Below are 15188 nucleotides of genomic sequence, written 5' to 3'. Positions count from 1 at the left end.
TTATTGTCCTTTATCTCCTGAAATAATTTCGATGTTACTGCTTACTTCTTTTTCTTTTTTAACGGCTTCTTTCACTCGTCTAAAATTATTGTTTCCTAAGAATATATTTTTAGACTCGGCCCCGTTTAATTTCAAATAGGTAACCGTTTCTTTCGTTGGGAAAGCATTGTACAGGAACAGATCAGATACGTTTGTAAGATCAATTACAGCCGCATTGGCATGAGGTTTATTACTTTTTAAACCATCAAGAATTAAATTATTCACCTTTAATGCCTTTATCGATGCACCTAATTCGGTATTCACCGTTATATTATGAAACTCAATATTACTGGAATTTTGAATAGAAAAGCCGGTTTTGGCGTCCATATTAATATCATTAAAGGTAATATTATCAATAGGCATTTCTTCTAAACCATTTAAATAACCTGCCTGGTTAACCTGACCGGTGATATTACTAAAATGGATATTCCTAAAAATCGGTGTACGTTCGGAAACAGCTTCTACATTTGTTTTTGCATACTGCATATCGAGCACAATAGCCTGATCTTTAATGTTTTTCATGATGATGTTGCTCACTCTGATCTCTTCAACCACACCACCCCTGCCACGGGCTGTTTTAATGCGGATCCCCCTATCGGTTCCATCAAACACACAGTTCGATATGGCTATTTTACGTACATCGCCCGACATTTCACTGCCGATAACTACTCCGCCATGACCTGATAACATGGTACAATTGGTAATCACATAATTTTCTGCAGGAACAGCCATTTTTCTGCCTGGCGCATCTTTGCCCGATTTGATGGTGATGCAATCATCGCCCACACTGATGTGGCAGTCTGAAATGTGTACATTTTTACAAGATTCAGGATTAATGCCGTCTGTATTCGGCGAATGGGGATTGTTGATGGTAACAGCATGAACCTTAACATTTTCACAAAATTCTGGATTGATCGTCCAAAAAGGCGAATTGCGGATGGTTATCCCATCGATCAGCACATTTTTACAGAACATGGGCTGTATAAACGGTGGACGAAGAAAACCGCGTTTCATTTGCTTAGGATCATCCGGCAAAATAATATCCTTATTTAAACCATCAAATGTGGTTTGCCATTTCGATCGTGGTTGCCCTTCCTTATAACCTTCTACAAAATCCCACCATTTTTTACCATGTCCATCGATAATTCCCCTACCAATAATCGAGATATTTTCTGCTTTATAGGCATAAAACAAAGGCGAAAAACTGGTTACATCAACACCTTCATAGCGGCTTTTTACCATGGGTAAATAATCGTCAAAATTATCGCTGAAATGCAATTCGGCACCTGCATCAATTAATATAGTGATGTTACTTTTTAAGTGGATCGCGCCAGTGAGGTATTTTCCCGCAGGAAAATAAACGGTTCCGCCACCCGCTTTTGAAGCCGCATCTATCGCATTTCTGATTGCTGTTGTAGCCAGTTTACTGCTGTCGTTTTTTGCGCCGTATTTAATTACGTTATAATAAGACTGGGCATTAACGGTTATTCCACTAAAAATTGCAAGAACAAAAATTAAGGTTTTAATTATATTGATCGAATATTTCATTTGGTTATTGTGTTTCTAATTTTGCCCTTTTTATATTTATCGTCCTTGTTTGTAACGAGGATGTTCGGGAACAGCGATTTTATAGCTTTTTACTCGCAAGCCTTGATTCGTGTCTCCACGAAACAAGATTTAAGTTTCGGTCTGTGAGGACACAGACCGAGGCCCTTCTTTTTAATTCATCTGAACTTTTAAAGGCTTCAAATCCTTTCCTTTATAAATCTCTTTACCATCTACAAATACCAACAATCCTTTGCCTTTATTATATTTTTTTCCGGTTTTATCCCACAAAATAGTCAACGTTTTATGGTGATACGAAACTTGATCTAACATGAACCAATCCCACTGGTTTTTAGGGATTAATGGAAAAATCTCAAGCACATTATCCTGACGTGGCTTTATGCCGATCAGATCATTAATAATTAAATCGTTAAATGTAGAGTGGTTGTAAAAACTGCTCCGTGGATTATCACCCTTTAACCATTCTCCTGTTTTCTCATCCTGGTATTCACCTATGTAAGGTTTTCCGTTTTTAACATGAGAAGCAGCATACTGATGTAACTCCTGATAAAATACTCTGGCATTCATTTTACCGTGTTTTTTATAATTCGTTAGCAGATTGGCCAATCCTTTTAAAGTTTGCGAGCTGGCAAACGGCCAGAGTGCACCATCCCATTCGCAGCTATGTCCTGTTCCCCTGGTCCTAAATGTTGGGTTTCTTCTTTCGGCGGTTGTTAAGCCCCAGGGTGCTTTAAATCCTGCAGTATCTAATAATTGATCCCAGGCTTTTGCATATTTTGACTGATCATCAGGCAAGTTAAATCCCCATGGCGTAAAACCGATGGCCTCTCTAACATCAGATGAACCTCCTTTGGCTTTTCTCGTTTCAAAAAACGAAGAAGAAACATTCCATAAACTATCCTGAACCAATTTTTTCAGTATTACTGCTTTGTTTTTGTATTTGTCGGCCAAGATTTTATCACCTAAAAGAACCGCAATTTTATCTAAAGCCATGGCATTGCCATACATATAACTGTTTATGGTTGGTCGCTGGTTCTGGTCTTTCCGTGAACCACTGATCGATTCTTCCATGCCATCCTTAACATCATGTTGCCAGAACAGGCCGTTTTTAAGCTGCCTTTCTGCTTCCCATTTGGTGTAGTCTTTATCCAATGCAGGCAATATCTCCTTCAAAAATCCCTGATCGGGCTGCACCAGATAATTCTGATAAACGGCATCATCTATCCAACTGCTAAATTGATGGAAACGTTGTTTCGTTTGGCCAACATCGGCATGGTAAAGCCAGAATTTGATATAATCTTTTAAATAAGCATTGTCCTTTAGCCATCTGCCTTCGTAAATATGGTGACCTAAGGCGCAGCTGATGGAATTGTATTTCCCGGCATGTTTAACTGGCTCGATAAATTCGGTAAAAATGAATCCTTCAGGCGTTTTAACCAGGTGTTTGCGGTAAGTCCACCAGCGGTAATAATAGTTTTGCTCCAATACCGAATCGGGGCATTCAAATAAAGGTGCCTGCTCCGCTAACCATGTAAAGGCGTCGGCATTGAGCACATGATTTTTAACCGCCTCGGTATCGATCGAATTAAAATAAGTAACATATTTCTTCAGCTTTTCGGTACCCAGAATTGATTTCTGCTGTGCAAAGCTTGTAATTGTCAGTACCGACAATGCTGCTGTTGCAATTAAATTTCTTGTATTCATCATTATTCAAATAACCAATCGATATCTTTTCCTCTACCATCTAAACCTGCATTAAAAATCCGCAGTTCCTGTTTGTCATCAATAAACCCTAGAACCAGGCAGGCTCCTTTACCTAAATTTAAAGTATGTGTTCCAGCAGGAAAAGAATAAGCATGAACATTTACCGGTGGAAAACCATAAGGCACCAACGCATTCGATATCTTGATTTCAGACTGTCCATAGTTATTGGCACTTGCATCTGTTTCCAGCTGTGGAGGGGCAAGATATTGAGGATCTTTCTGATTAAAAAAACCTATCAGCAATTTTACAGGTGCTTTGGTGCTGAATTTAATTTCGGTTCCAATTTTAATCTGCTTTTCTTTTGCAAGTTTAATCCCCTTTAAACCCACTAATTGCGCTGCAACTTCTTTAATCTTAATTGCAGTATCTGAAAAAAGCGGTGCATCTTTGGCTATCACATAACTTTCTGTTTCGTTTAAGACTTTAACATCAGCACTTTTGTAAGGCACAATTGCAGTTACCGTTCCTTCTTTTATTGATTTCAGAGAATCGATACTTCTTTTAAAATGATTAAGTTCTTTGGTAAAAACAGGTAACATCTCTTTCCAATGGATAAAGGTTTTATCTACACCACGCATCGGGATTTTACGCTGTTTGGTTTGCATGCTATTGGCATACAGGTAACTGTGTTCTGTCAATTTAACCAATTTAGCATAATGATCTACGCTTTTTTGGAGAAAAGGCAATGCCTGTTCTAAATCGGCTACCTGATTCGAATTTTTATATCGCAGTATCCACAGGGCTGCCTTAACTTTTTCAGCATAAAAATTAGCCATTTCATCATAACAGTAGATATCATTTCTAAGTCGCTTAAATTCTAAGGTATCTTTCGTTATACTAGGTGCAGCCTCATTAATAGATTGAATGGCTTTTTTGCCATGTTCAACCACTTCGCGTGCCACCTGAATTGGGGTTTCGCCAATATGGCCTTGTTTCTTCCACTCTTTTTCGGCGTATTCGATAATCATTTCACCTTCAGGCGCTTCCGATTCGTACATTAAGGTAAACAACCCATAACGTAACGGATTAATGAGCTGCGTCATCAGCATGCCCAGCGTCAGTGTTTGTCGGTTGCCATCAGTAATGCCATACCTGCGCAAAAGTTTAGGTGATATCTCACCCGATTCTTCGTAGGCATTCAGAATAGCTTTACCTCCAGTTAAATTAGCACCATATTTATTGGCCAGCTCATTTCCCCAATAATTGATTTCTTTTGTACGGTCTCTCTGCGAGTTCCACGAGTACCTTGCCCATTCCTTGTACCAGATCCAGTCGCGGTCTACTTCCAACAATCTTCCTTTTACCTCATCAGCCGAATAAGGCCAATCCCAATAACTGGCTTGAGGATATAAATGCAAGCCTTTTGCGCCATAAATCTTGTTCATCGCCTGAACTGATTTCTGGATAAAGTCTGCCGAACCGTAGCGAAAAGGCTCTAAATTAGCTAAAATATGGACGTTAGAGATATTGATCGTTCCAATAGCAGCTAATTTCCTGTTTAACTCGGCCCAAGCCCCACGCGGGGTATAAGTAGTTAAAGCCTCTCCATTAAACTTATTTTCGGTATATAAATTCTTATATAAAGGTAAAGCTGCTTTCATCACACTTGGTGCATCGGTATCATGGGCGCGAAGTACAATCGGAGGCTCTTCCTTAATGCCAGCGGCTTTTAGTCCATCTTTAACCCCGGGGATAATCGTTTTGGTGAACCAATCAATATCATCCTGACCAACACCTTCCATTGCCTCACCTAAAGCCACCATCAGGCCAACATTGGGATACTTCTCTACAAAAGATGAAACAGATTTTCGGGTATAATCGGCGATTAAAGGAATAATCGGACGGTTCCGATCTTGTGTTTTCAGGCCGTGTTTATCTGCAAATGGTTTTGGAATAATGATATTGTAAAACATCTGGATCACCCAGATACCGCGTTTATCGGCTTCATTCGTTAAAAACTGGAAGATTTCTTCGTTCTTTTTTAAAGTAGCATCATCCACCTCTACTGCATAAGGATAATCTTTTAAGCGCAGCAGCGACGAAAAAGGATGTCCGTTCCATAAGTAAAGCGAATTATAGCGGTTTTCGACCATCATATCCAGGTACTTAATCCACAAAGTTTTATCGTAAAGCCATGGGAAAGTTTCCGGGGTATAAGGATATTCGTAAACATCATGGCCAGGCAGGTAATCTGGTTTCTGCAGACCGATACAGGTACCTCTCAATACCATTTCAGGTTGATCGGAAAATGACAGCTGCGCAGGTAATTTACCGCTACTCTTGATTTGATCTGCTAGTTCTATACAGCCATATAAAGCACCGGATGCATCATTGCCGATTATATAAAGCGCACCGTTTTTCCCGCTATAAATATGAAAGCCCTCTTTTTTGGTCGTTGAAATCTTATTTTTAATCGCTGCTGGAAGGTTATTGACAAAAAGTTTATCAGAAAACACACCAATCGCAATAACACTGCTATTTGAAGCAAGTTTATCTTTTTGCTCGATTTTGGTAGAATAATTCAAACTAACTAAAGCTTTTGATAACTTTTCGGCGCCAAAACGCACACGAACATGATTTTCCGTAGAAATTACAATTGTTTTCGGCGCCCGAATACTGGCATTAGAAAATGATATCGATAGAAAATAACAGGAAATAAAAATCAGAAAATTTCTCATTCAACTTGGCTCTAATAACAAAACCTATAAGCTAGGTTTTTATGTAATATTTGGTTAATACTTATTTTTAAATATAAATACAATATTCAAATATAAGTAATAATACCCAATGGCTTTGTAAAATTTATGCAAGGTAAGGCCATTAGAATGTCCAGAATGATATATGACAATATCTGTTAATATTTAGGCAAGAAGATAAAATTTTTAATCAACAATATTTATTTTATTTGTATTCGTATTCTAATCAATTATAATTTATAACCATATACATGTTTTCACTAAAAAACAAAAAAGCCGTAGTCACAGGCGGGGGAAGCGGCATAGGAAAAGCTATTGCAACCATTTTAGCTAAACAGGGTGCTGAGGTGCACATCATCGAACTGGGAACAGAACACGCCCAGGATACTTTAGACGAAATCAACAAAAATGGTGGATCGGCATTCAGCTACGGCTGTGATGTTTCAGACCATAATGCGGTTCACGAAGTTTTTAAACAGATCGGAAATATCAATATCCTGATCAACAACGCGGGTATTGCACATATTGGCAAAGCAGACACTACAGAAGAAGCTGACTTTGACCGTGTTATGCGCGTAAACGTGAAAGGCGTTTACAACTGTTTGCATGCAGCAATTCCTCAGATCCGTTTAGCTGGCGGAGGTGTAATTATTAATATGGCCTCAATTGCCGCGCTAATTGGTCTTCCAGATCGTTTTGTTTATAGTGCAGCAAAAGGTGCTGTGAAAGCAATTACCATGAGTGTGGCGAAAGATTATATTGGCGAAAACATCAGGTGTAATTCAATTTCGCCAGCAAGGGTTCATACGCCATTTGTTGACGGTTTTTTACAGAAAAACTATCCGGATAACATCCCTGAAATGTTCGAAAAACTTTCTAAAACACAACCTATTGGCAGAATGGCCAAACCAGAAGAAGTAGGTGCCCTGGCTTTATACCTGTGTAGCGATGAAGCTTCATTTATTACAGGCTGCGATTACCCAATTGACGGTGGATTTACTACTTTAAACAATTAATAAATATTTTCAAATACAATAAAGCATTTTATAATGAAATTAATACGATTTGGCGAAGCCGGAGCTGAAAAACCTGGAGTAATTATAAACGATAATTATTTCGACGTTTCTGCATTGGTTAAAGATTATAATGAAGAATTTTTTGGTGGTGATGGTTTGGAGAAATTGAAGGCTGCCATTCAATCTGCTGATTTACCACAGGTTGATAAAGGTGTACGCCTTGGCCCTGCTTTGGCCCGTCCCTCAAAAATAATCTGTGTGGGCTTAAACTATAAAGACCACGCTGCAGAAACCAACGCTCCTATTCCATCAGAGCCCATTTTGTTTTTCAAAGCTACTTCAGCGATTGTTGGACCTAATGATGATCTGATCATTCCAAAAAACAGTAAAAAAACCGACTGGGAAGTGGAATTGGCGATTGTGATCGGCAAAAAAGCGAGTTATGTTGCTGAGGAAAATGCTTTAGACCACATTGCTGGTTATGTTTTGCATAACGATTATAGCGAGCGCGAGTTCCAGATTGAAAGAAACGGACAATGGGTAAAGGGAAAAAGCTGCGATACCTTCGCACCTATCGGACCATTTATCGCTACCCAAGATGAAATTGCCGATGTGCACAACCTTCGCCTTTGGTTAACGGTAAACGGAAAAACCTTGCAAGATGGTAATACCTCAAATCTGATTTTTAATGTTCCTTTTATGATTGCATACATCAGTCAGTTTATGACGCTTTTACCAGGTGATGTTATTACGACTGGAACACCGGCTGGCGTAGGCTTAGGTCAGAAACCTGAACCTTGGTATTTAAAAGCTGGTGATGTGGTAGAATTAGGTATTGATGGCTTAGGCTCGAGCAAACAAACCGTTAAAGCCTACAGCGGGAACTAATATGAAAAGATACTGTTTAACACTCGACCTTGTAAATGATGAAAAGCTGATAGAAGAGTATAAGCAGTACCATCAATCGGTTTGGCCCGAGATTAAAGAAAGCATTACTTCTTCTGGCATTGATGATCTGGAAATCTACTTATTGGGAAACAGGCTGTTTATGATTATGGAAGTAAATGAAAACTTTTCTTTTGAGGAAAAATCGAAAGCCGATTTAACCAATCCAAAAGTGCAGGAATGGGAAAATTTGATGTGGAAATTCCAGCAGGCACTACCAGGTTCGAAACCGGGAGAAAAATGGATCCTGATGGATCAGATTTTTAAACTTTAATTAATTTTTATGATTGATACACACGTACATTTTTGGAATTTCGATCCGGTTAGAGATAGCTGGATAAATGAAGAAATGACGGCCATCCGCAATGATTTTTCTCCGAAAGACCTTATAGCCGTATATAACGATCTTCAAATTACAGGATGTATTGCTGTGCAGGCCAGCCAATCGGAAGAGGAAAACCATTTCTTGTTATCACTGGCAGCGCAAAATGAAATTGTAAAGGGAATTGTGGGCTGGGTAGATTTACTCGATCCAAATTTAGACGAACGTTTAACTTACTGGAGTAATTTTAAGAAAATTAAAGGCTGGCGACATGTTTTACAAGCTGAAAACAGTGATTTTATCCTGAATAAAAAGTTTATTGCAGGCATTAATCTTTTAAAAAAATACAGTTACACTTACGATTTATTGTGTTATCATAACCAATTAGCTGATATTATTAAAATGGTTGATCAAATTCCCGATCAAGCATTTGTATTGGATCATTGTGGCAAACCAGATGTGAAAAGTCAGGATTTGAAATCATGGTCGGCAAACATTAAAACCCTAGCCTTAAATCCAAATGTAAACTGCAAAGTATCTGGTTTATTGGCGGAGGCTGATTGGAAAAACTGGACTGAAAAAGAACTTTTTAACTGTTTTGATGTGGTGTTCGAGCATTTTGGTACAGAAAGAATCATGTACGGCAGTGATTGGCCGGTAATGCTGATCAGCCGGCCATACGAGGATTGGTTTAATTTAGTTACTAAGTACACTGAGCGGTTCTCTGCAGCAGAAAAGAAATTAATTTTCACTGATAATGCGGAAGCTTTTTACGGAGTTTAACGACATATCTTCGACCCATTGTCATCCTGAATGCAATGAAGGATCTTTTGATGTAACTTTATTTGAAAAGGATTCTTCATTGCGTTCAGAATGACAGATTAAAACCCTAGGAAACAATACTTTTTTACGTTCTCCATAACCAAAATTAAACCATTTGTCATCCTGAATGCAATGAAGGATCTTCTTGTGTGGCTTTATTTACAAAGGATTCTTCACTACGTTCAGAATGACAGATCAAAACCCTAGGCAAAGTAATTATAACTGACTAGTGTAAGCAGATGACCAATTATATCCAACATAAAACGGCAAATACAAAATAGCAGATAGAGCAGGATGGAAAATATAATATAAAATATTAGTTTTCGCTTTCTAAAATAGAATCTGACCATCACAATATTTAAATATGAGTAAAAAGATTACATTCCCTTACAACCCTCAATTCCCTTCTGTAGCCGACTTAAGAAAAAAGGCAAAATCAAGGATTCCGAAATTTGCTTTTGACTACCTGGAGGGTGGTTGTAACGAGGGGCTTAATTTATCGAGAAACGAGAGCGACTTCGATAATATTTACCTTAAACCGAATTACTTACGTGTTGGTGGAGATATCGACATGTCAGTCGAATTATTTGGCCGTCGTTACAGTGCTCCATTTGGGGTATCTCCAATTGGTCTACAAGGTTTGATGTGGCCTAATGCGCCTGAAATTTTAGCTAAGGCCGCCGCTAAAGCCGATATTCCTTATACATTAAGCACCGTATCTACCAGCAGTATCGAACGAATTGCCGAAGTGTCTGAAGGAAAAGCATGGTTTCAATTGTACCACCCTACAGAGAATAGCTTGAGAGATGATATCTTAAATCGCTTAAAAGCTGTTGAATGCCCGGTATTAGTTGTTTTGGTAGATGTGCCTGCATTTGGTTTACGATATAAAGAAATTAAGAGTGGCTTATCCATTCCGCCAAAAATGTCAATCAATAATATCCTGCAGGCTTTTGCCCGTCCGCTGTGGGGAATTAAAACCCTGCAACATGGAATTCCATCGTTTGCTACCTTAAAACCTTATATGGAAAAAGGAATGGACATGTCGCAACTGGGACAGTTCATGAACAAAACATTTACCGGTAAGGTTGATATTGAAAAGGTTGCTGCCATTCGTGATCTTTGGAAAGGACCTTTAGTACTGAAGGGAATCGCGACTGATGAAGATATGCAGGCTGCTATCCAAATCGGTGCCGATGGTGTGATTGTTTCCAATCATGGCGGCAGACAAATTGATGCAGGAGAATCCTCAATCAATTCGCTGATCAAATTGGCGAACAATCCACTATACAAATCAAAATTGAAGATCATGTTAGATGGCGGTATCCGTTCAGGTGTTGATTTAGCAAGAGCACATGCCGTTGGATCTGAATTCAACTTTATGGGACGGCCTTTTATGTATGGCGTTGGCGCTTTAGGTAATGAAGGAGGCGATCATACCATCAATATGTTCAAAACTCACTTATACCAGATCATGCAACAATTAACCATTGAGAAAATCACACAATTTCCTGATCGGTTATTGGCAGTATAAAAAAGCTGTATCATAAATCTTAGTTTTTCTAGAAGTTTGTCACCTTGAGCCTGTCGTTATGCCCCATCCGGCATAACGACAGGCTTTCTACAGGCTATCATTTACGTTATTTTACATCAATCAGCATTTTAACTGCTGTCGCATTTCCATCCAGCTAGGCCATAGCAGGTATCCCCGTTCTACTTAAATCCGGCCTAACAAATTTTTCGGGTTCCACTGCCAAAGCCAACCTACTAGCTTCGAAAGAAAACGGCGAAGCCCTCATGAATGCAGCTGAAAACTATAGTATGAATGAATAAATTTTCAGCCGGCATTTTTTGTTTCTTTTTGATGCCAAAAAGAAAGAACCCTTCGGCGGCGGCGAGCCGAGGCAAGACCGCACTGTAGGGCAAGGGAAAACAATTCTACGTCACTCATATTGATTTTTATAGAATAAATTACCCCTCAGGATGACAATTCTATATGTATGATACAACCCGTTAACGTTATTTCAAAAATTTGTATGTTGTACTTGTTTTATAAGTTTCACCTGGTTTAAGCACTGTAGATGCAAAATTTGCATGATTTGGCGCATCAGGAAAATGTTGTGTTTCTAAGCAAAAAGCAGAACGGTGAGGATATGATTTACCACCTTTACCATCTTTATCAGCACCTGTTAAGAAATTGCCACTGTAAAACTGTAAGCCTGGCTCTGTGGTATAAACTTCCATTGTTATTCCTGTAACGGGACTTTTAACGGTCGCAACAGCCGTTTTGCCATCATGGTGGGTTAACACAAAATTATGATCGTAACCTTTGCCGAACTTTAACTGCTGATCATTTTCTTCGATCGATTTTCCGATGGTTTTCGCTTTGTTAAAATCAAATGCTGTTCCGGTTACAGGCTGCAATTTACCTGTTGGAATAAGCGTAGAATCTACTGGTGTGTAGGCATTTGCATCAATTGTTAATTCATGATCCAAAATCGTGTTGTTTCCCTCACCATTTAGGTTGAAATAAGCATGATTGGTTAAATTTACAACAGTCATCTTATCAGTAGTAGCTAAATAATCAATCTGTAAAGCATTATCATCAGTTAAAGTGTAAGTTACCTTCACATCTAATTTCCCTGGATAACCTGCTTCGCCATCATTCGAAACATAACTCAACTCTAATTTTTGTCCATCTAATTGTTTAGCATCCCAAACTTTCGAGAAAAAGCCATCCGTACCACCATGTAAGGTATTAACACCATCATTAAGCTGTAGCGAATATTCTTTTCCTTCCAGCGTAAATTTACCTTTACCAATGCGATTTCCGTATCTGCCAATTAAGGCACCAAAAAATGGCTCACCTTTTTTGCGATAAGCCCCCACACTATCATAGCCTAAAACCACATCGGTTAACTTGTTATTTTTATCTGGAACTAAAAGCGATACTACCCTACCTCCGTAATTGGTAATAGAAACTGAAGCGCCCTGCTTATTTTTTAAAGTATAAAGTTTCACACTTTTCCCATCAATGGTAGTGGTGTATTTTGACGAATCAGTTTGCTCAGTTGTTTGTGTCCCTTTATCTGATTTTTGGTTACAAGAAGTAAAAGCTACAGCTAAACATAATGTAGCGAAGGGCAATGCCTTAAGAAATATTTTTTTCATGGATTAAAAATTTGAGGAAGCAGACCTGCAATTGCGCACAAAATCAGAAACGGCTTCATATTGATTTATTTTTGGTTAAGGCTAATGTAGGAAAAAATTATTAACGTTAGAGTAACGATTATACTTATTTTTTCATAATATCGGTGAGGATTCTAAACAGTAAAAAAAATCACATAATTTAGCAGCCATATGCATAATTTAAATTTCAAGCCAAAGGCTTTTCTTTTTGATTTGAACGGCACTATGATTAACGATATGGAATACCATACCTTGGCCTGGTACAGCATCATGACGGAAGATCTAGGTGCTCAACTTGATTACGAAAACGTAAAAAAGGAAATGTATGGTAAAAACCACGAAGTTTTAGAACGCGTTTTCGGAAAAGATAAATTTAACGACGAAGAAATAGAACGCCTTTCTATTGATAAAGAGAAGCGCTATCAGGAAGGCTACATGCCGCATTTAGCACTGATTGAAGGACTGGATCATTTTTTGGAACGCGCAAAAGAGGCTAACATTCCAATGGCGATCGGATCGGCTGCGATACCTTTTAATATAGATTTTGTAGTAGATGGATTGAATATCCGTCGTTATTTGGATGCAATTGTGAGTGCAGATGACGTAAAAATGAGCAAGCCAGACCCCGAAACTTTTTTAAAGGCAGCGGCAGCATTAAATATAAGACCGGCAGATTGTCTGGTTTTCGAAGATGCACCAAAGGGTGTAGAATCGGCTTTAAATGCAGGTATGCCTTGTATTGTATTAACCACAACACATACCATCGAAGAATTTGAAGGTTATCCGAATATCTTGGGTTATATTACGGATTATAACGATGCTAAATTAAATACGCTATTTTAACATGGGAAAATATTTAAATCAAAAACCTGTTCTTGTTGCAGTAGACTGCATTATTTTTGGTTATGACGGCGATCAGCTAAAGCTTTTGGTAATAAAAAGGGCAATAGAACCTGTAAAAGATCAATGGAGTTTAATGGGTGGTTTTATTGGTGAAAGTGAAGATCTTGATGGCGCGGCCAAAAGGATTTTATTGGAGTTAACAGGATTACACGATGTTTACCTGGAGCAACTTCATGCTTATGGTAGCCCTGATCGGGATCCTATCGAACGTACGGTTTCGGTCGTTTACTTTGCACTGATCGATATTAATAAATACAGTAAACAGATCAATGACCAGTACCATGCCGAGTGGTTTAAACTAAAAGAAGTTCCCGAATTAATTTTCGACCACGATATGATGGTTAAGGCCGCTATGGATAAAATCCGTTATCAGGCAGCCCTCCATCCTATTTTATTTGAGCTTTTACCAAAACGGTTTACCATACCGCAATTGCAGGCTTTATATGAGCAGGTTTACGATTCACCGATAGATAACCGGAACTTTATCCGGAAGATTACAGCCAGTGGATTGTTAATTAAACAAGCCGACAAGGACAAATCAAGTTCGCGCCGTGGGGCCTTTTATTTTAAACTGGATAAAAACAAACACAAGGCGCAGTTTCAGTCTTTTCTCAATTTTATCCCAAAAGCGAGTGAATAGGCAATGATTTGAGAAAATTTTACTCAAATAAAAATAAATTTTAAAATTCTTTCAGGGCCTATAAAATTTAAAATCAACCAGTTAGAAGCGCCAAATTTACATGAACTAAAAAACACTAAAAACATTTTCAAAAAATGTTTGCAAGAAAAGGATAAATCCCTATATTTGCACCTCCTTAAACAAAAGGAAATGATTCCGTAGCTCAGCTGGTAGAGCATTACACTTTTAATGTAGTGGTCCTGGGTTCGAATCCCAGCGGGATCACAAGAAACCTCACAGAAATGTGAGGTTTTTTTGTTTTATTCCTATTTTTTTCCGACAATTTGTTATCTATAAAACTTAGGGGAAAATCAGTACTGAAAAGCTCCCGGGTCTGAATCAATCTAAATACATTACACCTTCCATTACAATTATAGAAGATCCGCTTATCCAAATTCCATCGTCCACTACTTCTGCCTCAATAACGGAGGGCCTCCTAATATGAGCACCTTGTAAGATGCGATAACTTTGGTTTTTTTCCACATAGCCAAGATTTTCAAGATAACCGGTTAAAGGCCCCGCTGCAGTTCCGGTAGCAGGATCTTCATCGATACCAATACTGGGGTTAAAAAAACGTGTTTCAGCAAGAAATTCACTTTTACCATGTTCAGTAGTAAAAAGATAGCAACCTTCAAATCCGAATTTGGAGGAAGCTTCTTTCAAAAGACTTTTACTCAATACTGCTTTGTTTAAGAACTCCGAATTCTTTAGGGGAACCATCAGGTGTCCCACTTCTGTCTTTACAATATTGATATTCCAATCCTTAAGGGTAAGATCGTCAGTACCTAGTCCAATGGCTTCGGCAATTGCGCTGGCAGGTACAGTCACCATAACTTCAGCAGGCCGCTGTTTCATGCCAACATAAGGAATTCCATCCTTCTCAGTGATCTTAAGGGGGATTTTTTCACCCGCCATTAACACCCAAGTCTGTCCATTTTGTTCGCGGAAAATATCCCATTTTTTTAAGATAGCCAAGCATACTGCACCCAAAAGATTATGTCCAGCTCCGGTAATCTCAAAATTCGCTGGCGTAAATGACCTTACGCTAAACACTTTTTCAGCTGCCGAATAATTTACAAAAGAAGTTTCTGAATATCCAAACTCCCTGGCGATGTCATAATATTGTTCCAATTCCAATTGTTTCTCAATATAAACTACAGACAACTGATTTCCCTTAAATTTTTGATCCGTAAAAACATCCAATACGTAATAGTCAACTTTCTTTTTCATTGTTTTCATTTTTATGA

General features: G+C 38.5%; 12 protein-coding genes and 1 tRNA gene. 8 read left to right on the top strand and 5 right to left on the bottom strand.

Features of this window, described 5'->3' with window-relative positions:
- The 3 genes from ACTJKN_RS10850 to ACTJKN_RS10840 all read right to left on the bottom strand — a co-directional run bounded on the left by ACTJKN_RS10850 (nucleotide 1) and on the right by ACTJKN_RS10840 (nucleotide 6047).
- The gene (locus tag ACTJKN_RS10850; RefSeq protein ID WP_440824874.1) at nucleotides 1-1587 is read right to left on the bottom strand and encodes a glycoside hydrolase family 28 protein; all 1587 of its coding nucleotides are present in this window, start codon (nucleotides 1585-1587) and stop codon (nucleotides 1-3) included.
- A gap of 171 nt (nucleotides 1588-1758) precedes the next feature.
- Entirely contained in the window at nucleotides 1759-3312 is a 1554-nt protein-coding gene (locus ACTJKN_RS10845) for an MGH1-like glycoside hydrolase domain-containing protein (protein ID WP_440824872.1), read from the bottom strand.
- Nucleotides 3312-6047, bottom strand: a complete 2736-nt coding sequence (locus ACTJKN_RS10840) for an alpha-d-galacturonidase (RefSeq protein WP_440824870.1) — start codon at nucleotides 6045-6047, stop codon at nucleotides 3312-3314. Before ACTJKN_RS10840 ends, ACTJKN_RS10845 begins: the two co-directional genes overlap by 1 nt.
- A gap of 269 nt (nucleotides 6048-6316) precedes the next feature.
- Here ACTJKN_RS10840 and ACTJKN_RS10835 point away from each other — a divergent pair, with 269 nt between their 5' ends.
- From ACTJKN_RS10835 to ACTJKN_RS10815, 5 genes are all read left to right on the top strand, one after another.
- Entirely contained in the window at nucleotides 6317-7081 is a 765-nt protein-coding gene (locus ACTJKN_RS10835; RefSeq protein WP_440824868.1) for an SDR family NAD(P)-dependent oxidoreductase, read from the top strand.
- Between the two features lie 33 nt (nucleotides 7082-7114).
- Complete coding sequence (locus tag ACTJKN_RS10830; protein WP_440824865.1) at nucleotides 7115-7969, top strand: fumarylacetoacetate hydrolase family protein; 855 nt, start codon at nucleotides 7115-7117, stop codon at nucleotides 7967-7969.
- Nucleotide 7970: 1 nt separating this feature from the next.
- Nucleotides 7971-8300, top strand: coding sequence for an L-rhamnose mutarotase (locus tag ACTJKN_RS10825; RefSeq protein ID WP_440824863.1), 330 nt, complete (start codon nucleotides 7971-7973; stop codon nucleotides 8298-8300).
- A gap of 9 nt (nucleotides 8301-8309) precedes the next feature.
- Nucleotides 8310-9131: an amidohydrolase family protein gene (locus ACTJKN_RS10820; RefSeq protein ID WP_440824861.1), complete on the top strand. Its 822-nt coding sequence runs from the start codon at nucleotides 8310-8312 to the stop codon at nucleotides 9129-9131.
- A 403-nt stretch (nucleotides 9132-9534) separates the two neighbouring features.
- Complete coding sequence (locus tag ACTJKN_RS10815) at nucleotides 9535-10704, top strand: alpha-hydroxy acid oxidase (RefSeq protein WP_029279013.1); 1170 nt, start codon at nucleotides 9535-9537, stop codon at nucleotides 10702-10704.
- Between the two features lie 485 nt (nucleotides 10705-11189).
- On the opposite strand, the gene ACTJKN_RS10810 is transcribed toward ACTJKN_RS10815, so the two are convergent.
- On the bottom strand, nucleotides 11190-12341 hold the full coding sequence (locus ACTJKN_RS10810; RefSeq protein ID WP_440824859.1) for an aldose epimerase family protein: 1152 nt from the start codon (nucleotides 12339-12341) through the stop codon (nucleotides 11190-11192).
- A 189-nt stretch (nucleotides 12342-12530) separates the two neighbouring features.
- On the opposite strand from ACTJKN_RS10810, the gene ACTJKN_RS10805 reads away from it, so the two are divergent.
- The 3 genes from ACTJKN_RS10805 (at nucleotide 12531) to ACTJKN_RS10795 (ending at nucleotide 14166) form a co-directional block, all read left to right on the top strand.
- A complete protein-coding gene (locus ACTJKN_RS10805; RefSeq protein ID WP_440824857.1) occupies nucleotides 12531-13202 on the top strand; it encodes an HAD family hydrolase in 672 nt (223 codons plus the stop codon).
- 1 nt (nucleotide 13203) lies between these two features.
- Nucleotides 13204-13902 (top strand): NUDIX hydrolase, encoded by a 699-nt coding sequence (locus ACTJKN_RS10800; RefSeq protein ID WP_440824855.1) that lies wholly within the window; start codon nucleotides 13204-13206, stop codon nucleotides 13900-13902.
- Nucleotides 13903-14093: 191 nt separating this feature from the next.
- Nucleotides 14094-14166: transfer RNA gene (locus ACTJKN_RS10795), tRNA-Lys, on the top strand.
- 114 nt (nucleotides 14167-14280) lie between these two features.
- On the opposite strand, the gene ACTJKN_RS10790 is transcribed toward ACTJKN_RS10795, so the two are convergent.
- The gene (locus tag ACTJKN_RS10790) at nucleotides 14281-15180 is read right to left on the bottom strand and encodes a PhzF family phenazine biosynthesis protein (protein WP_440824853.1); all 900 of its coding nucleotides are present in this window, start codon (nucleotides 15178-15180) and stop codon (nucleotides 14281-14283) included.
- Nucleotides 15181-15188 lie beyond the last annotated feature (8 nt).

Source organism: Pedobacter sp. 22163, assembly GCF_052045595.1.
Lineage (GTDB): Bacteria > Bacteroidota > Bacteroidia > Sphingobacteriales > Sphingobacteriaceae > Pedobacter.
Note: the sequence above shows the minus strand (reverse complement) of the source record. Positions and strands in the feature narration are given on the sequence as shown.